Source organism: Algibacter sp. (assembly GCF_029245835.1).
Lineage (GTDB): Bacteria > Bacteroidota > Bacteroidia > Flavobacteriales > Flavobacteriaceae > Algibacter_B.
Window position 1 is genome coordinate 1 of the sequence record NZ_JAQWOO010000011.1, and the last position, 25,230, is coordinate 25,230.

Genomic DNA, 25,230 nt, shown 5'->3' on the forward strand with positions numbered 1-25,230 from the left:
TTATAGCGATGGGGCTCACCTCTTACCATTCCGAACAGAGAAGTTAAGCCCATTTGCGCCGATGGTACTACATTTGTGGGAGAGTAGGTCGTTGCCTTTTTTAGAGAGTCTAATTACATTATGTAGTTAGACTCTTTTTTTTTTTTGATAAACTGAAATTGAATTTATAAATCCTGATCATTTAATGGATGAGATTTTTTTTTAGTAAACTTTTGCAAAAAAAATTAGAGACCAATGTTATGGACTAATAATAGCGGATACTCGCGGGAGCGATAGTAACGGCATCCTTTTTATGGATTAATCAGTATATTACTTTGGTTATAGACATTTATTAATGAGATTGCCACGTCATTCTTTCTTGCAATAAAGTAATAAAAAGATATAGTGGATAGCGCGGTTTTAAAACTGTTCTAAATTACCAGATAGCCATTGGCTGTCCTTCTTTTAATTTAAAATCTTTAAAACCCGCCTTAATAAAAATTCAAAACTTAATTAATAGTTATTTTTGTTTTTTTAGAGATATTGTTTGAGGCATTACCAACATAAACGATATAATCACCTTTTTCAAGATTCCAATCTGAAATGGCTTCATCATAAAAAGATAATGATTTTACAGGAATATTAATATCAACACTATATTGTTTCCCACTATTAACACTCACTTTTTGAAAGCCTTTTAGTTCTTTTAAAGCGCGCTTAACTTTAGATTTTTGCTTTCCGACATATACTTGAACTACTTCAGATCCATCTAAAAGTCCCGTATTATTTAATCTACATGAGACTGTAATAGAATCCTCTGTGGTATATGTTTTCTTATCGGTTTTTATATCAGAGATTGTAAAAGAGGTATACGAAAGTCCATAGCCAAATGCATAAAGTGGTTTTATTTTTTTAGTGTCATGCCATCTATAACCAACTAAAATATCTTCTTTATAATACTGTGTCATATTTTCTCCAGGATAGGATGATGTTCCAAAAAAATGGGCCGCATTATCTTCTAATTTTACTGGAAACGAGAAAGGAAGTTTTCCTGAAGGGTTAACATCTCCACTTATAACATCGGCAATGGCATGCCCAGACATACTGCCAAGATACCATGTTTCAACAAGCGCATTCACTTTATCAAGCCAAGGCATTTCAACGGCATTACCTGTAACTAGAATAAAACCAATATTTTTATTAACCTTATAAATGTCATTCAACAAATCTACTTGTCCGAATGGGAGGCCAAATTGTAATCTATCATCACCTTCACAATCTTGTAAATGACTTTTATTTAAGCCACCAATAAACAGTACGATATCTGCATTTCTTGCTGTTTTAATAGCTTCCGTTTTAAGTGAATCTAAATCTAAAGTGGGAGGAATAACTTGGTTATATCGTGAAGGTCCGGTCTGGTAACCCATGGCATGTGTAATAGTTGCATTTTTATAACGTGCTTTAATCCCTTCTAATGGTGATATTTCAAATTTAGCTTTTAATTCTGAAGACCCTCCACCAGCAGTCATAGATCGTGTTGCGTTTTCTCCAATAACAGCTATGGTTACATTCTTATCATCTTTAATAGGAAAGAAATTTTTTTCATTTTTCAATAATACAATTCCATCAGTTGCTACACGTCTAGCGACATCATGATGCGCTTTTGTATTAGCATTACCTAGAGGTCGATTTGCGCTCATATTAGTTCTAAACATCAGTCGTAAAATTCTTCTAACTTTATCATCAACTAAAGATTCTGGAAAGTCACCATTTTTAAGACCTTTTAAAAAGGGAGCTGCCAAATAGTATTGAGAATAAAAATCATTTGTAGAAGTTCCTAAGCCATCAGTACCTGTTCCCATTTCCAAATCTAAACCATATAACGCAGATTCTTCCGTGCTATGTGCGGAACTCCAATCACTAATTACAACACCATCATATTTCCAATCCGATTTTAATATTTTATGAAGGATTGGATTATGCGTAGTATATTTACCTCTAAATTTATTGTAAGCGCCCATAATAGCCCAAACCCCTGCTTCTTTAACAGAAGCTTTGAAAGCAGGTAAATAAATCTCGTATAGTGCTCTATCACCAACTTCTACATTTATTTTACTCCTCCAATGTTCTTGATTATTTAATACATAATGTTTTACACAAGCCGCTACGCCATTTTTTTGTACCCCTTTAATATACGGTACAACTAGTGTTGATGCTAGAAAAGGGTCTTCTCCCATATATTCAAAATTACGTCCGTTTAAAGGCGTTCTATAGATATTAACTCCAGGACCTAATAATACATCTTTTTTTCTATATCGAGCCTCTTCTCCTAAACTGAAACCATATTGGCTTGACAATTCTGGATTAAAAGAAGCTGCAAGACATGTTAACGCAGGAAAAGCAGTAATAGAATCGTTTGTCCATCCCGCATATTTCCAATTGTCCCAATTTATTTCTGCTCTTACGCCATGAGGGCCATCTGACATCCAAATTTCTGGAATACCTAAACGTTCTACACCCTTAGTGCTAAATTTTGATTGTGCATGGCACAGAGCTACTTTTTCTTTTAGTGTTAATGTTTTAATAAGGGCTTCAATTTTAGATTCAGTACTTACAGACATTGCATTTTTTGCTAAATTGTTACTATATGAAGTTTGGTTTTTTTGCTGACCATGTAATGATATTTGAACGAATAATAAATATGATATAATAACAGACGCTATAAAATTGTTTTTGAAATTGATTTTCATAAGCTTTAACAGTCTTTACTTAGCTAGTTTAATTAAATGATATTAACAAAGAACATAACTTTAAAAAAAAAAAATTATTTGAAAGCGACTAAATATAAATCATTATGATTGTAGTTGAAAGTAAATTTCAGTAAAAAAAGACAAAACAAAAAATCCCGTAAACCTAAGTTTCGGGATTTTTTTGTGGTACCTCCAGGAATCGAACCAGGGACACAAGGATTTTCAGTCCTTTGCTCTACCAACTGAGCTAAGGTACCTCGCCAAAGCGGTTGCAAATATAAATTCATTTTTGTTATTCGCCAAGAGAAAAATGCAAAAAATTATATTAATTGATTTATATTATAGATGTTCAAGGGGTAACTTATTTCTATTTAATATAATAGCTAAACTAGGAATAGTTATTGTGAGTCATTTTTGTAAATTTATACATTTTAAATACTATGAATTTAATTATTGATGTTGGAAACTCTTTTGTTAAGCTTGCTGTTTTTAAGGATGGACTTATTGAGTATAAGGTTTCGGTTAAGCTTGAAGATGTTTTAAATGAAGTTAAGGCTTTAAATAAAAAACATACTTCAATTGAAAGCGCTATTATTTCTTCTGTTGGAAAACTCCAAAAGAAAGATATAAGTACTATTTCAAAATATTTTGATGTATTGGTGTTAGATTCTAATACTAATTTACCTTTTAATAACCTTTATAAAACACCAAAAACCTTAGGGGTTGATAGAATTGCTTTGATTTGTGCTTCTGTTAGACAATTTTCTGATAAGAATGTACTTATTATTGATGCAGGGACTTGTATAACTTATGATTTTATAAATTCAGATAACCAATATTTGGGTGGTGCTATTTCACCAGGTATTCGTATGAGATATAAATCGTTAAATAGTTTAACTGCAAATTTACCGTTATTAGAGTCAGAAATGCCTAAGAGTATTATTGGAACTTCTACTGATGAGTCTATACATTCTGGTGTTATATATGGTATTTTGAATGAAATTGATGGGGTTGTAGAATTATATAAACTTAAATATTCAGATTTAACAGTAATTTTAACAGGAGGTGATGCTAAATTCTTGTCTAAACAATTAAAAAGTAGCATATTTGCCAATCCTAATTTTCTTTTAGAGGGATTAAACTTTATTTTACAATTTAACTCAAACTAATGATTAAAAAACTTGTATTAGTTTTTATTGCAGTAATTGCTATTCACGGTTACGGACAGCAAGGAACAACATCTCCTTATTCTTTTTATGGTATTGGAAGCTTAAAATTTAAAGGGACCGTAGAGAATAGAAGTATGGGAGGTTTGAGTATATATACAGATAGTATTCATGTTAACTTAAGAAACCCTGCCTCTTATGCTGGTGATAATTTAGAAACTTGGGGAGACGAAAGTAGGCCTGTTAAGTTTGCTGTAGGTGGTGGCTATACAAGCACTAATTTAGAAAGTAGTACTGCTACTGATAATGCTTCTTCTACAACATTTGATTATCTGTCATTAAACGTTCCTTTAGGTAAATTTGGCTTTGGTTTTGGTTTGATACCCTATACTTCTGTAGGTTATAAATTAGAATCTATAAATCCAAATGGTAATGTTGATAATAGATTTGAAGGAGAAGGAGGAGTTAATAAGGCTTTTCTTGGTATTGGCTACCAATTAGCTAAAGGCTTAAGTGTAGGTGTCGATTTTCAGTATAATTTCGGGAATATTCAAAATAGAATTGACAATTTTCAATATTCTGATGGCTTTCCTTTGCAAAATTATACACAAGAGTATAATAGATCTGACTTGAGTGGATTAAATATTAATCTTGGAATTTCTTACAAAACAATGTTGAATCAAAAATTAGAGCTTATTTCAGGCTTAACATTTGTACCTGAAAGTAATTTAACGTCTAAAAACGAGCAATCTATAACATCAGTAAGTACTTTAAATACTTTATTAAATAAAACTATTGAAACAGATTTAGCAGATATTGGTTTAGAAGAAACAGATTTAGTATTACCTTCCAGGTTTTCTTTTGGTGCAGGTATTGGCGAGCCAAGAAAATGGTTTGTTGGTGCAGAAACTACTTTTTTAAATACAAGTAAATTTTCAAATGGAATATCTAGTAATAATATATCTTATGAAGATGCGTACTCTTTTTCTTTAGGAGGGTTTTATATACCTCAATTTAATTCTTTTTCAAGTTACTGGAAGCGATTTGTTTATCGTGCTGGTTTTAGAGCTGAAGAAACAGGTTTGAATATAAATAATGAATCCATCAAAGAGTTTGGCATATCTTTTGGAGTAGGTATACCTGTTGGAGATGCAAGACTGTTTTCAAACGCTAATTTAGGTTTTGAAATAGGACAGCGAGGAACTAAGAACAGTAATTTAATTCAAGAGAATTTTATTAATTTCCAATTAAGTTTATCTTTGAACGATAGATGGTTTCAAAAAAGAAAGTATGATTAACAATACAAAATTATTATCATGAAAACAAAAATCACATTATTATTAGCTTTTTTATTTTTAGGCTTAAAGTTTGGGTTTGCTCAACAAGATGAGGAGTGTATGACAAAACTTTCAATATTCCATGAGTATACGAAAGCAAAAAACTATGATGCAGCTTATGAGCCTTGGATGGCTGTAAGAAACAAGTGTCCTAAATTTAATAATGCCATTTATGTAGATGGAGAAAAGATTTTAGAACATAAGATTGAAAATGCAACTGGAGCAGAAAAAACAGCTTTAATAAATGACCTTTTATTGCTTTGGGAGCAACGAGGTGAGCATTTTACTAGTAAAACACCTAAAGGTGAATACTTAGCTAAAGGATGCCAATTGATGTATGATAACAGAACCGAACTTAATAAAACCGATGATGAATTATTTAAGTGTTTTGATGATGCATATCATTATGACAAAGATACGTTTACAAACCCTAAAAGTTTATACACTTATTTTTCTTTGATGGTTGATTTGTACGATGCTGGTAAAAAACCTGCATCAGATTTATTCAATAAATATGATGATGTTGTAGAGAAAGTAGAAGAGGAAGTAAAGAATTTTTCAGAAAAGTTAAATAAACTTATAGAGAAGGAAGAAGCAGGAACTACATTAACTAAAAAGGAAGGTAGTTATAAAAAATATTATGAAAGTTATTTAAAGGCATACGATCAAATCTCTGGTAGTATTGATTCTAAATTAGGTGATAGAGCAAACTGTGAAAACTTAATTCCTTTATATCAAAAAGATTTTGAAGAGAATAAAAACAATGCCGTTTGGTTGCAAAGAGCTGCGGGTAAAATGTCTCAAAAAGAATGTACTGACGATCCGTTATTTTTTAAATTAGTCAATGCTTATCATAATTTAAGTCCATCAGCAAATTCAGCTTATTATTTAGGTTTACTTAAAGATAAAGAAGGAAAAACTAGTGAAGCCATATCTTTCTTTGAACAAGCTATTGGTTTAGAAACAGATAGTTTTAAAAAATCAAAATTGTATTATAAAATAGCTACTAAACTTAAAGCAAGAGGAAGTTATGGAAAAGCAAGAAGTTATTATAGACAAGCTCTATCATTAAACCCGTCTAACGGGCGCCCTTATATTGCTATTGCATCTATGTATGCCAAAAGTGCAAATAACTGTGGACAAACTAATTTTGATAAAAGAGCAGTGTATTGGTTAGCAGCCAATGAAGCTAGAAAAGCTGCACGAGTTGATCCTACTTTAAAAAAGGCAGCATCACAATCTGTTGCTAATTACATGGCAAAGGCACCACAAAAATCTGAGATTTTTAGTTCAGGAAGAGCTGGACAAACTATTAAAATTAGTTGTTGGATTGGAGCTTCTGTAACCGTGCCGAGTATTTAATGAACAAAAAAGTTATATATAACTTATTAAACATAGTCACAATATTTATTGTGACTATGTTTTTTTCATGTAATGATAGTTTTAAGCAGGTTCAAAAAATTGGTATATCAGAAAATGAGCCTATTGGTGTTGATTACAACATTAATGTAAAATATACAGACTCTGGAAGAGTTTCTGCAAATTTAATAAGTACTAAAATGTTAGATTATTCTAACAGAGATTTTCCGTTTCATCAATTTACAGATGGCGTTACGCTATACATCTACGATAAGGATAATAAAAAAAGCACTGTAGTTGCTGATAATGCATACGTGTATACGGATACTGATTTAATTGATATGCAAGATAATGTCGTTATTACCACCCATGATAATAGAGTTTTAAAAACAGACCAATTATTCTACGATCAGAAAAAAGAATGGTTATCTACAAACAAACCGGTAAGTTTTAAAACAGAACAAGATCTTATAAATGGTAATGGTTTTGACTCTAATTCAAAGTTTACAAATGCCGAAGTACTTGAAGTTACGGGTATTATTACATTAGAAGATTAATTTCTTATAAATCAAAATTTCCTTTCTCAATTTTAAGTATCTTTATGCTCTAAAAAATAGACTATAATAGATGAAATATTCTAAGATTTTTCAATACGCTTACATTGTTTTTGCAGTATTATTTATATATGATGGGATATCAAAATGGGGTAATGGCACTAATAGTGCATACATTTCTTTGGGGTTAGCAGCTTTGGCTATTTTCATGTATTTCTTTAGAAGAAAATTTAGTAAAAAGTATGGAGATAAAGACCGCTCTAAATAAATGAGTATTTTTGTTATTATCATAATTGTATCACTAATACTCTCAGCGTTCTTTTCTGGGATGGAGATTGCTTATGTATCTTCAAATAAAATACATATAGAAATTGAGAAAAAGCAAGAAGGTATTCTTGCAAAAGTTTTAACAAAGCTTACGGCAAAACCTTCGAAGTTTATAACTACCATGCTTATTGGTAATAATATTGCGTTAGTTATTTACGGATTTTTTATGGGCGATTTATTGGTTAGTTGGTTTCAATCCATGCTCCCAACGTCTTATTCTTTTTTAGATTATTTGTTTACAGACTTAAGCTTACTTACTCAAACTATAATTTCAACATTTATTATTTTAATTACAGCAGAGTTTCTTCCAAAAGTTTTTTTTCAAATTTATGCGAATAGTTTGATTAAGGTATTGGCAGTTCCTGCTTATTTTTTTTATATGTTATTTACTTTAATTTCAGATTTTGTAATCTGGATTTCAGATTTTGTACTAAAAGTTTTTTTTAAAACTGAAGGCGATCAAATTCAATTAGCTTTTACCAAAGTAGAACTTGGTAATTATATAAGTGAACAAATGGAATCTGTTGAAGAACGGGATGATGTTGATAGTGAAATACAAATTTTTCAGAATGCCTTGGAGTTTTCTGAAGTAAAAGCTCGTGAAGTGATGATTCCTAGAACGGAAATTATTGCGGTAGAAATTTCAAAATCTGTAAAATCTTTGAATGCACTGTTTACAGAAACTGGTAGAACTAAAATTTTAGTGTACAAAGATACGGTTGACGATATTTTAGGGTACGTACATTCTTTTGAGTTATTTAAAAAAAGAAAAACGATTAAGTCCATGTTAACGCCAGTTGAGTTTGTACCAGAAACAGTGCTTATTAAAGATGTGCTTAACGTGCTTACTAAAAAACGTAGGAGTATAGCAGTTGTTTTAGATGAATATGGAGGAACATCCGGTATTATGACTGTTGAAGATATTGTTGAAGAATTATTTGGCGAAATTGAAGATGAACACGATTCAGTAGATTTAATTGAAGAAATAATAGAGGACGATATTTATAAGTTCTCTGCCCGTTTAGAGGTTGATTATATTAATGAAACTTATAAAATTAATCTTCCTGAAAGTGAAAATTATGAAACCCTTGGAGGTCTTATTGTTAATCATACCGAAGAGATTCCAGCTCAAAATGATATTGTACAAATAGACACTTTTCAATTTACAATTTTAGAAGTATCTAATACTAAAATTGATATGGTAGAAGTTAAAGTGTTGGCTGATGATTAAAATACATATTTCTACTTTTATTATTGAATAGAAAATGGTATTTTCGCGCACGATATTTTTGTCATTTTATTATAAATGATAGCAACTAAACAAGTAATTCCAACAACGGATTTTAAAAATTAAATTTACAGATGGCAGTTTTAAATAAGATAAGACAACGTTCACTATTCTTAATACTAATTATAGCATTAGCGTTATTCTCTTTTGTATTAGCAGATTTATTTAAAAATAGTGATGCATTGACTTCTAAGTCGCAAAACATTGTTGCAACTATAAACGGTAAGGATATTACTCGCGAAGGTTTTATGCAAAAAGTAGAGCAACTTCAAAGACAAATGGGACCAAGCGCTACCAATACGCAAGTAATGAACAGAGTTTGGGAACAAGAAGTTAGACAAGCTGTTATGGAAACTCAGTTTGATGAACTTGAAATTTCTGTGGAGAAAGACCAAATGAGAGATTTACTTAAAACATCATTAGCTACCAATCAAAACTTTTTGAATGAAGCTGGTATTTTCGATGAAAATAAAATGAACGAATACATTGCTAACTTAAAAGAAACATCACCTGAAGGTTTTGCTAGTTGGGTTAATTATGAAAAGCAAGTGGCTTCAAATGCATTAAACCAAAACTATTTTAATATGGTTAAGGCTGGTTTAACAGGTACTTTGGCTGAAGGGAAGTTGGAGCACGAATTAGAAGGAAATAAAGTAGATATTAAATATGTACAGGTTAATTTTTCTACAATTCCTGATAGTATTGTAGAGGTGTCAAAATCAGATATTACAAATTATATCAAAGCGAATAAGAATCAATATAAAGTTGATGCCTCAAGAGATATTCGTTTTGTAGAATTTAAAGAAGTAGCATCTGTAGAAGATGAAAATGCTATAAAAGTAGAATTGAATACTTATCTTAACGGTAGATTTGTTGACGAAAGAGGAAGAAAAGATACTATAGTTGCTTTTTCTAAAGTAAAAAATAATGAAGCTTATATAAACTCTATCGCTGCTTCGGATATTAAATTCGATGAGCGTTTTGTTTTTAAATCTAGCTTACCAACTGAAGCTGCTGATGCTATTTATAATTTAAATGAAGGTGAAGTTTATGGACCATACAAACATGATGGGTCTTTTAAAATAACCAAAGTAATAGCTATAAAACAAATACCAGACTCAGCTAAAGTAAGACACATTTTACTGCCTTTCAAAGGGGCTCAAAGTGCAGGTCCAGATGTGACACAAACCGAAGCAGAAGCAAAAGTTACTGCTGATAGTTTGTTAACAATACTAAAAAGAAACCGTTCAAAGTTTCCTGAGTTTGTAAAGGCGTTTTCTTCTGATCAAGGGAGTATAGCTAAAGAAGGGCGTTACGATTGGCACCCATACAACACAATGGTTCCAGAATTTAATGATTTTGAATTTGAAGGAAAAACAGGCGATTTAGGTGTTGTTAAAACAGTTTTCGGATTTCATATTATAGAAGTTGAAGGGCAGAAGAATAAAACAAAAGCGGTTCAAGTAGGTACTATTTCAAAAAAAATAGAGCCATCTGAAACAACTACTGATAAAGTATTTAGAGATGCTTCAAACTTTGAGATTAAAGCTGGAGAAGGAGATTTTGAAGCACTTGCAAAAGAAAACAAATATACTTTAAGACCAGTTAATGGAATTAAGGTTTTGGATGAAAACATCCCTGGCGTTGGAAATCAAAGACAAATCGTACGTTGGACTTTTGAAGAAGATACTAAAGTTGGAAATATTAAACGTTTTAATATCCCTAATGGCTATGTAATTGCACAATTAGTAGCTAAACATGAAGCAGGATTAATGTCTGCTGATGATGCTACTGCTAAAGTATTACCAATTGTTAGAAAAGAAAAGAAAGCTGAACTTATTAGAGATAGAGTGTCTGCTTCAACATTAGAAGATTTAGCCGCTGCTGAAAAAACAAACATAAGAACAGCAACAGGGGTTAACATGAAGAATCCTACTATTTCTGGAGCAGGAAGAGAACCAATGGTTGTTGGAGCTGCTTTTGGATTAAAAGAAGGTGACACTTCAAAGTTAATTACAGGTGATAATGGTGTTTATATGGTTCAAGTTACTAAATTTACTCCTGCTGTAGCTTTAGAGAACTATCAAGCTGCTGCTAATAGAGTGGAGCAACAAAAAGCGACTACTGTGAATACTAAATTGTACGATGCTTTAAAAGAAGCCTCAGATATTGAAGATAATAGAGCTGCTACTCAAGTACAATAGAAATTCAAAAAATATCATAAAAAAACCTCGTTTATCGAGGTTTTTTTAATTTAGAGCACCATATTTAAATATGGTATTACGGTCTTGTAGCCATGGTCTTTAAAATAATTAATAGGATTGGTTTTTGAGGCAACCATTATAAAATCGCCTCCCCAAGCACCAAGGCTTTTTATAGCACCATCAAAATCCTTAAATAAGAGGTCTTTAACAGGTGTTTGTTTTGTTATTTTAGATATGATGGATTCATGCTGAATCATTACATTTTGAAAATCCTCTAGCGTATTAGATTTAATCATTTCTATAGTAAGCTTATTGATAGTCTTAATAGCAGATTTTGCATTCTCTTTATTATCTTGATAGTGTTTTATACCATCCCGACTATTTTGTTTTTTATTTAAATGAACAAAATAAAGTTGATCTTTAAAAGAGGGATTGAAACTAACTGTTTTAGCTATGGATTTTTTATTATCTATTTGATAGGTTATTGGCGTATTGTTCTGTGCGCATGCAATATCATAACCACTACCTCCAAAAGTGTTTTCTAAAAGCTTAAAAGCATCAATATTTGCCCATTTTGCTATATTATTAATTAGAGTTGATGATGTCCCTAACCCCCAATTTTTAGGAAACTCTAAATGTGTTTCAGCCTTAAAACCACGTTTGTCATTTAAAAATTCAGAATTTAGAGTTTTTGCGGCATTTAAAATTTGAACTAATCGGTTTGAGATTGCGTCATGATTAATTTGTTTTTCTAAGTTATCATGATTTAATTCAAACTCTTTTTTAAACCAGACGTTTTTATTTTCATCAAAACTTTTCCATAGGAATTTAGATTCTTCTATAGACTCAAGAATTAAAGATTGCCCGTATTTAGTTGGAATAGCTAATGATAAAGCACCGTCAAGTACTACATATTCTCCAGAGAGTAAAAGTTTTCCGTGGCTATAAAAGGTTTTAGTTTTCATTTGAAACCCTTAATTTGTTCAAAGCTTCAATTACGGCATTATGTGTTACTGTATTTTTTTTAAAATACTTAGTTAAAATTTCTTTTTCGGTATTATTTGCTTCAAACTGGTTTAATATATTCATCAAGTGCATTTTCATATGTCCTTCTTGAATTCCTGTAGTTGTAAGCGAACGTAATGCAGCAAAATTTTGAGCTAAACCTGCTACAGCAACAATTTGCATGAGCTCTTTAGCAGATGGTTTGTGTAGTAATTCTAAAGCTAATTTCACCAAAGGATGTAATCCTGTTAACCCACCAACAGTCCCTAAGGCTAAAGGTATTTCCATCCAAAAAGTAAAAATACCATTTTCAACTTTAGCATGTGTTAAACTGCTATATTTCCCGTGTCTTGAAGCATAAGCATGAACGCCAGCTTCAACAGCTCTAAAGTCATTACCTGTGGCTAAAACAACAGCATCAATACCATTCATAATGCCCTTGTTATGGGTTACTGCTCGGTAAGGTTCAACTTCAGCAATCTGTACTGCTTGTATGAATTTATTAGCAAATGCTTCACCAGAAATCGTAGCATTTTCACTTAGGTCTTCAACATTACAACTCACTTCTGCGCGAACTAAACAATCCGGAACGTAGTTTGAGAGAATACTCATTACGATTTCAATTTGTTTTTCTTCTTCTGAAAATAAATCAAATGATAAAGCCTCTTGTTTAAAGGTTTTTGCAAATTGCTCTAAACAAGAATTTATAAAATTAGCGCCCATAGCATCCAATGTTTCAAAAGATGTATGTAATTGATAGTAGTTATCAATATCTGATGTTTTATTGCGTAATTCAATTTCAAGAATGCCGCCACCACGCTTTGTCATGTTCTTAGTAATGGCTTCAGTATCATCAATAAGTCTCGACTTAACTTGATTGAAAAACTTATTTAATTTATCAAAATCACCTTTATAAATAAAATGAACTTGTCCAATTTTAGTAGTAGAAATCACTTCGGTTTTAAAACCACCGCGTTCTAACCAAAATTTTGCTGCTTTACTAGCAGCAGCAACCACTGAACTTTCTTCAATGGCCATAGGAATAGTGTATAGCGTATCATTAATTAAAAAATTTGGAGCTACACCAAGTGGCAAATAATAATTAGTTATTGTATTTTCTATAAACTCATCATGTAGTTGCTGCAGATTATTATTAGTATTCCAATATTGTTTTAAAATACCTTTAGCCTCTTCAGCATTAGAAAAATAAGTATCAACAATCCAATCAATTTTTTTTGACTTAGATAATTTAGAAAAACCAGTAATAGATTTAATCATAAATACACGAATTTGCAGTGCAAAGATACTACTCTTGTTATGAATATTGAATACCCTATTAAAAACCGAGTTATTTAAGTGTTAATGTTTACGGTTTTTTGCATAATTTTTAGTAAACTTGACATCATTTTATGAAATAAATAGTGTTTTTGATGAAATGTATATAATTGATTAATTTTTGTGTTTAAAATTAGTCTTTTATGAAACTATTCGACCTTTAAAAATACGTTATATAACTACATGACACACATGAAACTCCCCCTTTACTTTTGCCTTTTTCTGGCAACAATTTTATCAGCACAAAAAAAAGATATTACCCTTGAAGATATTTGGAAAAATGGCACATTTAGAACAGAGAGAATGGATGTGTTGCACTCTATGGCTAATGGTCAACAATACTCTTTTTTGAATTTTAATAGACAAAATGGGAGTACATCTATTGATATTTATAATTATAAAACTTTTAATAAAGTTAACACTTTGTTGAGTTCAGCTGCTTTAGAAGCTATTCCTTATTTCACTGATTATACGTTTAGTGAAAATGAAAAAAAGATAATTTTGGCTACTAATGAAGAGGCGATTTATAGGCGTTCAGCAAAAGGGCATTATTACATTTACAATGTTGCCGATGAGTCATTAGATTTAATCTCTGAAGAAAAAATTCAAGAACCAACATTTTCCCCAGACGGAAAAAAAGTATCTTTTGTTCGTGATAATAACTTGTATGTTAAAGATTTAATTTCTAATGACATTATTAAAATAACATCTGATGGTAAAAAAAACGAAATAATTAATGGGATTACTGATTGGGTTTATGAGGAAGAATTTGCCTTTGTTAGAGCTTTTGATTGGAATTTAGATAGTAATAAAATAGCGTTTATTCGATTTGATGAAACCAACGTTCCAGAATTTTCAATGGATGTTTATGGTTCAGAACTTTATCAAACACAGCAGGTTTTTAAATATCCTAAAGCAGGTGAAGCCAACTCGATTGTATCGCTTCATATTTATAATTTAGAAACCCAAAAAACAAAAGAAGTTAAAGTTAATAAGGCGTATAACGATTTTTATATTCCGCGTATAGAATGGACTAATAATCCAGATGTGTTGAGTGCTCAATATATAAATAGGCGTCAAAATGAATTGGATTTATGGATGATAAATGCTAAAACCAATACGTCTAATTTAGTTGTAGCCGAAAAAGATGAAGCTTTTGTTAATGTGACCGATAATCTAACCTTTTTAAAAGATGATAGTTTTCTATTGACTAGTGAAAGAGATGGCTATAATCATATTTATCACTATGATAAAAATGGAAATCTAATCAATCAAGTAACAAAAGGAAATTGGGAAGTAACCAATTATTACGGTTACGATAAAAGCACGAAAAGAATATTTTACCAATCTGTAGAAAATGGTGCTATTAATCGGGATGTATATTCCATAAAATTAAATGGTCGTGATAAAAAGAGGCTTACTAAAACTGAAGGCACTAATAATGCGTCTTTTAGTGCAGATTTCTCATATTTCATTAATACATATTCAAGTGCTACTACTCCGCCAGAATATACTTTAAACAGTGCGGTTTCGGGTAATATAATAAAGCGTATTAAGGATAATGCTGTTTTGTCTCAAAATCTTTCAGATTATAAAATGTCAAAAAAAGAGTTTAGCACCATTCGTATAAATAACAATGATTTAAACATGTGGATGATTAAACCCGCTGATTTTGACCAAACCAAACAATACCCTTTATTGATGTACCAATATTCTGGACCTGGATCACAAGAGGTTGTTAATCAATGGAACACCGCTAACGACTATTGGCATCAATATTTAGCGCAGCAAGGGTACCTTGTTGTATGTGTTGATGGACGAGGAACTCCATTTATGGGAGCGAAATTTAAAAAGGTTATTTATAAAGAATTAGGTAAGTATGAAGTCGAAGATCAAATTGCTATAGCAAAGCAGTTAGGAGATTTACCTTATATTGATAAAGAAAGAATAGGTATTTGGGGTTGGAGTTATGGTGGTTTTACTAGTAGTAATTGCTTGTTTAAAGCTAACGATGTATTTAAAATGGCAATTGCTGTAGCTCCAGTTACCAATTGGAGGTTTTATGATTCTATTTACACAGAGCGTTTCTTAGGTTTGCCTCAGGAAAATGCAAGTGGTTATGATGAAAACTCTCCAATAAATCATGTCGATAAATTAAAAGGCGATTTTCTTTTAGTACATGGTTCTGCAGATGATAACGTACATTTACAAAATACAATGCGTTTAGTGGAAGCTTTAATCCAAGCAAATAAACAATTTGATTGGGCTATTTATCCAGATAAAAATCATGGTATTTATGGAGGCAATACAAGGCTTCATTTATATCAAAAAATGACAAATTTTTTACATGAAACACTTGGTGATAAAATTTAAAAAAAAGCAACACTAAAGTCAATTGAGGTAAAAATAAAGACTAAAAATTAACCACAATAATACATATGGGAACTTCAGTATTAAAACAACCACGTCAGAAAGAACTTTTTGGACAACCAATAGGCTTGTACATATTATTCCTTACCGAAATGTGGGAACGTTTTTCTTATTACGGAATGCGAGCATTATTAGTGCTATACATGACTACTCAAACTATAGGCGATAATAGAGGGGCTGGTTTAGGTTGGACTAATCAAGAGGCATTAGCCCTTTATGGCTGGTATACCATGCTAGTTTATGTGATGTCTATACCAGGAGGTATGATTGCAGATAAATTAATAGGACAAAAAAAAGCTGTTCTTATTGGTGCTATAATATTATGTCTAGGTCATGGTGTATTAGTACTTACCGATATTTGGGCATTTTATACAGGTTTAGGATTAGTGATTTTGGGTGTAGGTTTATTGAAACCAAATATTTCTACAATGGTGGGAGGACTTTATAAAGAAGGTGATATAAGACGAGATAAAGGCTTTAGTATTTTTTATATAGGGATTAACCTAGGGTCATTATTAGCAACTATGACTGTGGGGTTGGTTGTAGCAGAATGGGGTTGGCATGCAGGGTTTGGTCTTGCAGGAATAGTTATGGTTTTAGGTTTGATAAATTATGTTGCTGGTCAAAAATATTTAAAAGAAGTTGGGAATTATATTCCAAATAATAATGATGAAAACGATGTGTCTTACGGAAAGTTATATTCAAAATTATTTAAATCACCTAAACAACTCCTGTTTGCATGTGTTTTATTAGCAGCCTCAATTATTGGTTGGTATTTTATGGATTGGGGTTATGGTATGTTATTTATTTTTTTAACCGCAATCGCTTCTTTATTAATGATGATTTATAAAGAGTTAGAAACGCAAGTTTTTAAAGACCGTTTCTTAGTGCTTTTGTTATCATTTATCATGGTTATTATATTTTGGGGTGCTTTTGAGCAGGCTGGAGGCTTAATGAATCTTTACACAGAAACTAATACGAATAGAATGTTATTTGGTTGGGAGGTTCCAACAGTTATGTTTCAAAGTTTAAATGCAGGTTTTATTATTCTTTTTGCTACGTTAGTAGCAAGTATTTGGGCTAAACGTAAACTTAAAGGAAAGGAAGCGTCTTCTCTTTTTAAAATGGCATTAGGTATCATAATCATGGGGTTTGGTTTTCTGTTTATGGTATTCGCAGCCATGGAATTTGAAAAATCAGGTACTTCCAGCATGACTTGGTTGGTATTAGCATACTTATTCCATACCATAGGAGAGTTATGTATTTCACCAGTAGCATTATCATTTATAACTAAATTAGCCCCAGTAAAATATGCTTCTTTAATGATGGGTGTTTATTTTGCAGCCACAGGGTTAGGGAATAAAGTAGCTGGAATAATAGGGGAATCTGCTTCAGAATTTGGAGAACTTACTATCTTTTTAGGTATTGTAATCTTCACTGTTATTATAGGGGTATTGTTTATTATTATTTTAAAACCACTTAAGCGTTTAACTCATGGTGCAGAAGAAACTGAACGTGTTTTAAAGAATGAAGAAGCAGAAGGCTTCGAATTAGCAGATAATTAAAATTAATTAAGATATGTCAAGTAGCACAACCGATCAATTTTTTAAAGACAAAGTTTTAGGGCATCCTTCGGGATTATTTGTTCTCTTTTTTACAGAAATGTGGGAGCGTTTTTCATATTACGGCATGAGAGCCATACTGGTGATATTTCTAACGGGATCGCTTTTAGGTGAAAATCCAGGGTGGGAATGGAGCTCGTCAGCGGCATTGTCACTTTTAGGGACTTACGCCATGTTGGTTTATTTAACACCATTACTCGGCGGATGGTTAGCAGATAATAAAATTGGTTATCGTATGGCTGTAGTTATAGGTGCGCTACTCATGACTTTAGGGCACGCCTCCATGGCTGTTGAAACCCCTACTTTTTTATATATTGGGATTGCATTTTTAATTGTAGGAAACGGTTTTTTTAAACCCAATATGACTTCTATTATTTCCAAAATGTATGAGGGACATGATGAAAAAAAGGATGGTGCCTATAATATATTTTACATGGGAGTAAATGCCGGTGCATTTATTGGAATTATGCTTTGTGGATGGGTAGGTGAAAAGATTGGTTGGAGCTTTGGCTTTGGTTTGGCAGGTATTTTTATGTTATTGGGAATGCTTCAGTTCTATTTTGCTCAACCACTTTTTGGAAACCTTGGAGACAAACCAAAAAAAATAAAGGATGATTTGGAAAAAGTTGACGAATTAGATGATACTACCAAAATGGCAATTAAACTCAATCATTTTTCAGTACTTGATTATTTATTAATTGGCATATTTACAGTTTCAGCAATAATTTTTATAATTAATGATCCACTTAGTAAAATTGGAGATATTCAAACTTTTAATTTTACAATTGCAGGGTTAAGTGATTCTTTGTTTTTCGCACTTTTGGCAGCCATTGCATTTATTCTACTTTTAATAATTAGAATTCCAAGATATGTTGCTATTGAGCGCGATAGAATGATTGCATTTTCAATTTTCTCAATTTTCACAATCTTTTTCTGGGCAGCTTTCGAACAAGCGGCAGGGTCTTTACCTATATATACAAGAGATTTTACCAATAGAATTTTAGAAGGAAATGCTGCTACAACATTTAAGATAGTAGATTTGATTGTAACCATTGTACCTCTGGGTGTTATTACTTATGTTTTATTGAGTTTGTTTAGAAAGACTTTTAAAAGAATCGGATTATCCAATATTATTTTGGGTTTTAGTTTTGTTATTGTTTGGATAATTGTTCTGTATAAGATATACATTGAATTTCAATCTACAGAAACCGAAGTTCCAATTACATGGTTCGCCATATTAAATTCGTTGTTTATTATCATATTTGCACCATTATTTACAAAGTGGTGGGATAGTAAATACAACCCACCTGCATCTGTGAAGTATTTTCTTGGACTTTTACTTTTAGGTCTTGGTTTTGGGTTTTTAGCTTTTGGAGCTAAAGATGTTGTTGCCGGAGCTACTACTGCTAGTTTAAGTATGGCATGGTTAGTATTTGCATATTTATTTCATACGCTTGGTGAAATGTGCTTGTCTCCAATGGGATTATCTTATTTAAGTAAATTAATCCCAGCGCGTATGATTGCTTTTATGTTTGGGGTATATTACTTAGCTATAGCCATTGGTAATAAGCTTGCACATTATGTAGGTGGAGATATTGAAAAAATCACTAATGAGCACGGTCTTTCTTTTTTCTTTTTGATTTTTACACTTATACCAATAGGGCTAGGGCTCGTCTCATTAATGCTTCATCCTCTGCTTAAAAAGTTAATGCATGGTGTCCGTTAATCGAAAAAAAAGTTAAAAAATATTCAAAAAGCTCCTGATTAGGGGCTTTTTTTGTAAGTTCGGAACAACTTTTGCAATTCAGTTAATTATGAAGAAGACTATACTTTTAATGTTTGCTATGGCTTTTGTAAGTTTTAATGCTTTAGCACAAAAGATAAATTGGGTAACTCTTGAAGAGGCTGTTGCACTTCAAAAGAAGTCTCCAAAAAAGATTATGATGGATGTTTATACCAATTGGTGTGGTCCATGTAAAATGCTTGACAAAAACACGTTTCAAAATAAAGATGTTGCAGATTATGTTAATGAAAATTACTATGCAGTAAAGTTTAATGCTGAAGGTAATGAAAACGTTAATTTTAATGGACAAGAATTTTCTAACCCAAATTATAATCCAGCATTGTCAAATAGAAGAAATTCTGCTCATGAGTTATCTCGTTATTTTGAGATTCAGGCATTTCCAACGATTGTTTTTTTAGACGAAAAAGCAAACTTGATTTTCCCGTTAAAGGGTTATAAAACACCAGAGCAAATTGAATTATATTTAAAAATGTTCAAAACGGACGCTCATAAAAATTTAGATACTCAAGATAAATTTAATGAATACTATAAAGCTTTTAAATCTGAGTTTAAAGGTTAGTTTTTAAAATATTTGGATGAAAAAAATAATATTTACACTCATTTTAGGGGTTCTAATTTCAGTAAATAGTTTTTCGCAAGAAAGACTAAGTTGGCATACAGACGTAAATGAAGCACTCGAAATTGCGATTAAAGAAAATAAAAAAGTCATGCTGTTTTTTACAGGATCCGATTGGTGCGGTTGGTGTATAAAATTACAAAATGAAGTGTTTAAAACTTCAGATTTTGAAAAATGGTCTGATGATATGGTTTTAGTAGAATTGGACTTTCCTAGAAGAACACCACAAGATGAAACAATTAAGGCTCAAAACCGCCAATTGCAAAGTATTTTTAAAGTAAGAGGTTACCCTTCTGTGTATTTTGTAAGCCCAGAAAAAATGCCAGATGGAAGAATGAATTTAAATAGACTTGGTAAAACAGGTTACGTTAAAGGGGGCGCAAAAGAATGGCTCGCTGTTGCTAATACTATTGTTAAAAAAACCATATAAAAAATTAATATCTTATTTTAAAAGCTCCACTTTTGCTAGTTTGGTGAAAAGGAAGTTTCCTTTTTTTACAAATAAGTTCCCAGCGCTTTATGTATGATTTATAGTTGCTTCCATCTGCAATTATTTGTTTAGGCCTCAAAGAATCTATTAACCTATTCAAGTTTATTTTTGGTGATTGCCTGAGTAAAACTAAGTCTGGTGTAATTGACTTAATGTTATAAACCCCTAAACTATCAACTATTAAAACATATTTGTTGTTAAGCTGGTAGATATTTTGAATTGGTGATTCTTCAATTGTTTTTATTTGATTTCCAACAGTATAATCTTTTATGATATTGTTTTTTGATTTTGTTATACTATCAAAATCACTTGCTACTAAAACCTTATTAGTTGTTAAATTTCCTAATAGGCTATATCTACTTTTATGAAACACAATAAATTCGTTTTTAGGTTTCTTGTATTCGTTAAAGATAAAAGCACCTTGAACAATGAGTATTGCTATTAAAAACAGCTTTAAGTTTGCATAGTTTCTTTTTAAAAGAAGTCTAAAAAAAGTGACAATTAACAAGTAGGAAACCAATACGTATAGAAAATTAAAAGAAATGTCTTTAAATAAAAAAGCCTCTTGTTTTGAGACCCAGCTAATAAAGCTATTCATTAAACCTATAATATGTCCATAAATATCCGCTCCAAATTGTGGAAGTATTTTTAAAACGGCTAAAAGAATTACCAAAATACCTAAACCTAAAATGATTCCTAAAAAAGGTATAATAATCAAATTCGATATAAAGAATAGGCCAGGGAATTGGTGGAAATAAAATAAACTCACCGGAATAATTCCAAACTGAGCAGAAATAGTAATGGTAAACGTATGCCAAAATTTATCAATAACCCATGATTTAGGTTTCCAAAAACGATATAAAAATGGATCGATAGCTACAATGGCAAAAACTGCTAGATAACTTAATTGAAAACCAACATCAAAAATAAATAAGGGCTTAAAAAGCAAAATAACAAGCATACTTATGGCTAAGGTGTTGTATATGTTTGTTGGTCTTTTAAGGTTTAAAGCAATGGTAACAATACTAAACATAGTAACAGCTCTAGTTACTGAGGCTGATAAACCAGCAATTAATGCAAAACTCCATAACATACTAACGAGAAGTATCGTTTTAATGAGTTTGCCGTATTTAAAACGTTCTAAAGGTTTAAAAATAAAACTTAGAATTAACAGAATAATACCCACGTGCAAACCTGATACGGCTAAGATATGTATGGCACCAGCATTTGTATAGCTTGTATAAACTTCTTCGCTAATATCTTGACGCTGACCTAATAAAAGCGCATTAATAATGGCTAGTTCGTCAGGTTTAAAATTATATGGTGCTAGCTTTTTGTTGATATGTTGTCGAATATTATCAGCAATACCAAAAAGCGTAATGGTTTTAGCTTCAATAGCTAACAATGATTCATTGGTTATAAAAAGCTGATGATAAATATATTTTTTCTTTAAATAATCCTTGTAATCAAATTGATTTGGGTTTAGAGGATGTATTAGATTTTTAAAATCTGTTTTACTCACATAAATATTATCAATTTTTAAAGGATGTTGTAACGTGTCTTTTTCAATGTTTAAAAGTGTTTTTCCTGATGTGTTTTTATCATCAACTTCTAAAACATCAATAACATATTTATCATAATAATTTCCAGGTTTTAAAACCTCTCGAATTCTAAATGTAATAGTTTTTAGGCTATCATTTTCTGTTGAAATAATTTTACTGTAGTGATTAGAGAAGTTTTTTTGGTTATGAAAACTTGTGGTTAAAGCGCCAGCAGAAATCATGACAAAAAATGCCGAAATTCCAAACCAAATAGATTTAATAAATTGTTCTCTAGCGATTAAGTAGAAAACTAACAAAATAAATAAAAATAGTACCGTTAAAAAAATTGTAATACGGAGTGGAGGGTTAATTAAATACCCGATAAAAATGCCTATGATGAGACAAATGGTTAATTTAATTATGGTGAAATTGAGTAATCGCATACTGTTGAAAGCTATAAAAATATCTTATAAGATACGGCGTGCTTCATAAAATGCTTTTAGCCAGTAAGTTTCATTAAGACCCGATATGATTACTCCATTACTCGTGGTAGCATGAATAAACTTAATGTCGTTATTTCTAATATCAACAATCAAACCCACATGGTTTATGGAGTTTCGTCTATTTCCAGTTTTAAAAAACAGTAAGTCACCTTTAAGTGCTTCTTTAAGTTTAATTTTATTGCCTTTTTTTGCCATATCTCTTGAAATTCTTGGAAGTGATATGTTAGAAGATTTAAATGACTCATAAACCAGTCCAGAGCAATCCATACCAGATTTTGATGTGCCTCCCCATTTATATCGGGTGCCTTTAAACTGTTTTGCGTAATTTATAATATATACTGCTTTAGATTTATTTGAAGCTGTTTCAGAAGAAACAGTATTGTTATTTTCTCTTTTGTTTTTTTTGGTAATAATTTTTGTTGAAGACGCTTTTCTCTCTTTCAAGCGTTTAGAAGATTTGCAACTGCTAAAGCTGATAATCAAAAGGAGAATTAAAACTATTTTTTTCATCTAAAAATCAAGATTTGACAGACTCATAAATCAATTTGGCAGTTTTTTCACTTGCACCTTTGCCTCCTAATGCTTTTTCTAATTCGTAATAATCTAAAAAGAGCCTTTTTCGAGTTTCAGAATTTAAAATAAGGTCCAACTCTTTTTTTAATCGATTTTTATTGAAATCATTTTGAATAAGTTCTGTGACTACCTCTCTATCCATAATTAAATTTACTAACGAAATAAACTTCAAAGTTATTATCCGTTTCGCTATTTGATATGAAATAGTACTCCCTTTATAGCACACAACTTGAGGGACCTTAAAGAGTGCTGTTTCTAAAGTAGCTGTTCCTGAAGTTACCAATGCCGCGCTTGATATACTCAGTAAATCATAAGTTCTGTTTGAAATGAATTTTACATTACTAGATTTTATAAAAGGCTCATAAAAACTATAATCCTGACTTGGCGCGCCTGCAATAACAAATTGATTATTTGGATACTCATCAACCAAACTCAACATAACAGAAAGCATTTTTGTTATTTCTTGTTTTCTACTTCCCGGTAATAGAGCAATAATGGGTTTGTCTCCTAATTTATAGGTTTCTCTAAATTTAAATTCATCTACTTGATCTCTATTGGCTATGGCGTCAATTAGTGGATGACCAACAAAGGTGACATCGTATTCATATTTTTCGTAAAAGGACTTTACAAAAGGAAGAATTACATACATCGCATCAATATCTCGCTTTATAGCATTAACTCTGCTAGCTCTTGATGCCCAAACTTGCGGAGAAATATAATAGTTAGTTTTAAAACCTTCTTGTTTCGCCCACTTAGCAATTCTGAGATTAAAGCCAGAATTATCGATAAAAACAATAACATCAGGATGAAAACTAGAGATGTCATTTTTACAAAAAGAAATGTCTTTAAAAATTTTATTGAGGTTCATAATCACTTCAATAAACCCCATAAATGCACGTTCTTTGTAGTGTTTTACCAAAGTGCCACCAGCAGCATGCATAAGGTCACCGCCCCAAAATCTAATAGTTGCATTAGAATCTATTTTTTTCAATGCTTTCATTAGGTTTGAGCCATGTAAATCACCCGATGCTTCTCCAGCTACAATGTAATATTTCATTTCCTTATTTTCAGGTTGAGTGCAGTCGAAACCTTTCTATTCAAATTAACTTAAAGCAAAAACCCCGACTACACTCGAGTGGATAAAAATTTAAAAAAGTTTAAAAACAAAAGTGAAAACAGCAATAAATACGGTGATTAATAAAACACCTCTTGCCCGATAATCTTGTCTTTTTCTTATAAAAATAAAAAAGGCAATGAGATTTAAAATAGCACCTAAACTAATTAGCTTTCCTAAAAAACCTTCTTTTGATGCAGCCTCAATAACCACAGTGAAATCGTCTCCTTTTCCTAATAAATTGGCTGCTAAAAACAACCCAATAGCGTTCGCTAGTAAACCAACAAACATGCCTATAAAAATCTCTTTTTTCATTTAAGCTAAATGTACTTGTACTGAACTTGTTTTCAGTATTTGTTATAAATTCCAACTATTTAAATCTTTAATAAAATGATGTGCTGTTAAATCAAATTGAGAGGGCACTATAGATACATAACCATTTTCTAGAGCCCATTCATCGGTATCTTCACCACCATCTAAATTAACAAATTTACCTGTAAGCCAATAATAATCTTCTCCTTGTGGTGTTTTGCGCTTATCAAATTCTTCAACCCAATTTGCTTTAGCTTGTCTGCAAACTTTAATGCCTTTTATCTCTTTTTCAGAGATATTCGGGATATTGACATTTAAAACAATACCATTTGGTAAACCATGTTCTAAAACGTTTTCAGTAACTGTTTTTACAAAAGGTTTAGAAGCTTCAAAATCAGCATCCCAGCTGTAGTTAAGTAAAGAAAATCCAATAGCAGGAATCCCTTCTATACCAGCCTCAATAGCAGCACTCATGGTGCCTGAATAAATAACATTTATTGAAGCGTTTGAACCATGGTTGATTCCAGATACACAAAGATCTGGAGTTCTGTCTGATAATTCTCTAATAGCAAGTTTTACACAATCAGCAGGTGTGCCAGAGCAACTAAATTCTTTTTGAGGACCTTCATCAAAATGAACTTCCTTGGAATATAAAGTCGAGTTTAAGGTAATAGCATGTCCCATACCGCTTTGTGGGCTATCTGGAGCTACAACTACCACATCGCCAAGGACATTCATAACAGAAATTAAAGTTCTAATGCCTGGGGCGTTTATGCCGTCGTCATTGGTAACAAGTATTAGTGGTTTTTTGCTCATTATTGTTGGTAAAATACATCGCTAAAATACATAATTTCGTTACTAAACACTCAATTTCTTTGCTTTAACAAAAAATTAGTAGCGATTCGCAGTATTGGCATGGTT

At 31.5% G+C, this 25,230-nt stretch carries 20 protein-coding genes, 1 tRNA gene and 1 rRNA gene; 13 read left to right on the forward strand and 9 right to left on the reverse strand.

The annotated features are described in order from the left end of the window. Positions 1 to 100 (forward strand): 5S ribosomal RNA (gene rrf / locus P8K68_RS01340); the annotation flags it as partial. Positions 101 to 488: 388 nt separating this feature from the next. Here rrf and P8K68_RS01345 read toward each other — a convergent pair. Continuing rightward, positions 489 to 2,729, reverse strand: a complete 2,241-nt coding sequence (locus P8K68_RS01345; RefSeq protein WP_300247439.1) for a glycoside hydrolase family 3 C-terminal domain-containing protein — start codon at positions 2,727 to 2,729, stop codon at positions 489 to 491. 184 nt (positions 2,730 to 2,913) lie between these two features. After that, a tRNA-Phe gene (locus P8K68_RS01350) sits at positions 2,914 to 2,986 on the reverse strand. Between the two features lie 183 nt (positions 2,987 to 3,169). Between P8K68_RS01350 and P8K68_RS01355 the strand changes: the two genes are divergently transcribed. The 7 genes from P8K68_RS01355 (at position 3,170) to P8K68_RS01385 (ending at position 10,964) form a co-directional block, all read left to right on the forward strand. Beyond that, positions 3,170 to 3,898 carry a type III pantothenate kinase gene (locus tag P8K68_RS01355; protein WP_300247441.1) on the forward strand — a complete coding sequence of 243 codons (729 nt, stop codon included), beginning with the start codon at positions 3,170 to 3,172 and terminating at the stop codon, positions 3,896 to 3,898. Beyond that, positions 3,898 to 5,193, forward strand: a complete 1,296-nt coding sequence (locus P8K68_RS01360; protein ID WP_300247443.1) for a hypothetical protein — start codon at positions 3,898 to 3,900, stop codon at positions 5,191 to 5,193. Before P8K68_RS01355 ends, P8K68_RS01360 begins: the two co-directional genes overlap by 1 nt. Positions 5,194 to 5,211: 18 nt before the next feature. Next, positions 5,212 to 6,594 carry a hypothetical protein gene (locus P8K68_RS01365; protein ID WP_300247445.1) on the forward strand — a complete coding sequence of 461 codons (1,383 nt, stop codon included), beginning with the start codon at positions 5,212 to 5,214 and terminating at the stop codon, positions 6,592 to 6,594. Then, positions 6,594 to 7,148, forward strand: coding sequence for an LPS export ABC transporter periplasmic protein LptC (gene lptC / locus P8K68_RS01370; protein ID WP_300247447.1), 555 nt, complete (start codon positions 6,594 to 6,596; stop codon positions 7,146 to 7,148). Before P8K68_RS01365 ends, lptC begins: the two co-directional genes overlap by 1 nt. A gap of 70 nt (positions 7,149 to 7,218) precedes the next feature. After that, a complete protein-coding gene (locus P8K68_RS01375) occupies positions 7,219 to 7,413 on the forward strand; it encodes a hypothetical protein (RefSeq protein ID WP_300247449.1) in 195 nt (64 codons plus the stop codon). Further along, positions 7,414 to 8,703, forward strand: a complete 1,290-nt coding sequence (locus P8K68_RS01380) for a hemolysin family protein (protein ID WP_300247451.1) — start codon at positions 7,414 to 7,416, stop codon at positions 8,701 to 8,703. It abuts the gene before it with no gap. A 131-nt stretch (positions 8,704 to 8,834) separates the two neighbouring features. Then, positions 8,835 to 10,964: a SurA N-terminal domain-containing protein gene (locus P8K68_RS01385; RefSeq protein WP_300247453.1), complete on the forward strand. Its 2,130-nt coding sequence runs from the start codon at positions 8,835 to 8,837 to the stop codon at positions 10,962 to 10,964. A 50-nt stretch (positions 10,965 to 11,014) separates the two neighbouring features. Here P8K68_RS01385 and P8K68_RS01390 read toward each other — a convergent pair whose 3' ends face one another. After that, the gene (locus tag P8K68_RS01390) at positions 11,015 to 11,929 is read right to left on the reverse strand and encodes a GYDIA family GHMP kinase (protein ID WP_300247455.1); all 915 of its coding nucleotides are present in this window, start codon (positions 11,927 to 11,929) and stop codon (positions 11,015 to 11,017) included. Further along, entirely contained in the window at positions 11,919 to 13,259 is a 1,341-nt protein-coding gene (locus P8K68_RS01395; protein ID WP_300247512.1) for a hydroxymethylglutaryl-CoA reductase, degradative, read from the reverse strand. The genes P8K68_RS01390 and P8K68_RS01395 overlap by 11 nt, the downstream gene beginning before the upstream one ends. 228 nt (positions 13,260 to 13,487) lie before the next feature. Between P8K68_RS01395 and P8K68_RS01400 the strand changes: the two genes are divergently transcribed. The 5 genes from P8K68_RS01400 to P8K68_RS01420 all read left to right on the forward strand — a co-directional run bounded on the left by P8K68_RS01400 (position 13,488) and on the right by P8K68_RS01420 (position 20,206). Next, the gene (locus tag P8K68_RS01400; RefSeq protein WP_300247457.1) at positions 13,488 to 15,677 is read left to right on the forward strand and encodes a S9 family peptidase; all 2,190 of its coding nucleotides are present in this window, start codon (positions 13,488 to 13,490) and stop codon (positions 15,675 to 15,677) included. 65 nt (positions 15,678 to 15,742) lie between these two features. Continuing rightward, complete coding sequence (locus tag P8K68_RS01405; protein WP_300247459.1) at positions 15,743 to 17,299, forward strand: peptide MFS transporter; 1,557 nt, start codon at positions 15,743 to 15,745, stop codon at positions 17,297 to 17,299. Positions 17,300 to 17,312: 13 nt separating this feature from the next. Continuing rightward, positions 17,313 to 19,082 (forward strand): peptide MFS transporter, encoded by a 1,770-nt coding sequence (locus tag P8K68_RS01410; protein ID WP_300247461.1) that lies wholly within the window; start codon positions 17,313 to 17,315, stop codon positions 19,080 to 19,082. A gap of 88 nt (positions 19,083 to 19,170) precedes the next feature. Further along, on the forward strand, positions 19,171 to 19,719 hold the full coding sequence (locus P8K68_RS01415; protein ID WP_300247463.1) for a thioredoxin fold domain-containing protein: 549 nt from the start codon (positions 19,171 to 19,173) through the stop codon (positions 19,717 to 19,719). Positions 19,720 to 19,735: 16 nt separating this feature from the next. Continuing rightward, positions 19,736 to 20,206: a thioredoxin family protein gene (locus tag P8K68_RS01420; protein WP_300247464.1), complete on the forward strand. Its 471-nt coding sequence runs from the start codon at positions 19,736 to 19,738 to the stop codon at positions 20,204 to 20,206. A gap of 4 nt (positions 20,207 to 20,210) precedes the next feature. On the opposite strand, the gene P8K68_RS01425 is transcribed toward P8K68_RS01420, so the two are convergent. From P8K68_RS01425 to surE, 5 genes are all read right to left on the reverse strand, one after another. Continuing rightward, entirely contained in the window at positions 20,211 to 22,250 is a 2,040-nt protein-coding gene (locus P8K68_RS01425) for a ComEC/Rec2 family competence protein (RefSeq protein WP_300247466.1), read from the reverse strand. Positions 22,251 to 22,274: 24 nt separating this feature from the next. Next, positions 22,275 to 22,754: a C40 family peptidase gene (locus P8K68_RS01430; RefSeq protein ID WP_300247468.1), complete on the reverse strand. Its 480-nt coding sequence runs from the start codon at positions 22,752 to 22,754 to the stop codon at positions 22,275 to 22,277. 73 nt (positions 22,755 to 22,827) lie between these two features. Next, positions 22,828 to 23,940 (reverse strand): lipid-A-disaccharide synthase, encoded by a 1,113-nt coding sequence (gene lpxB, locus P8K68_RS01435; RefSeq protein WP_300247470.1) that lies wholly within the window; start codon positions 23,938 to 23,940, stop codon positions 22,828 to 22,830. 90 nt (positions 23,941 to 24,030) lie between these two features. Next, complete coding sequence (locus tag P8K68_RS01440; protein ID WP_300247471.1) at positions 24,031 to 24,312, reverse strand: hypothetical protein; 282 nt, start codon at positions 24,310 to 24,312, stop codon at positions 24,031 to 24,033. Between the two features lie 42 nt (positions 24,313 to 24,354). Then, positions 24,355 to 25,125, reverse strand: coding sequence for a 5'/3'-nucleotidase SurE (gene surE / locus P8K68_RS01445; protein WP_300247472.1), 771 nt, complete (start codon positions 25,123 to 25,125; stop codon positions 24,355 to 24,357). Between the last annotated feature and the right edge of the window lie 105 nt (positions 25,126 to 25,230).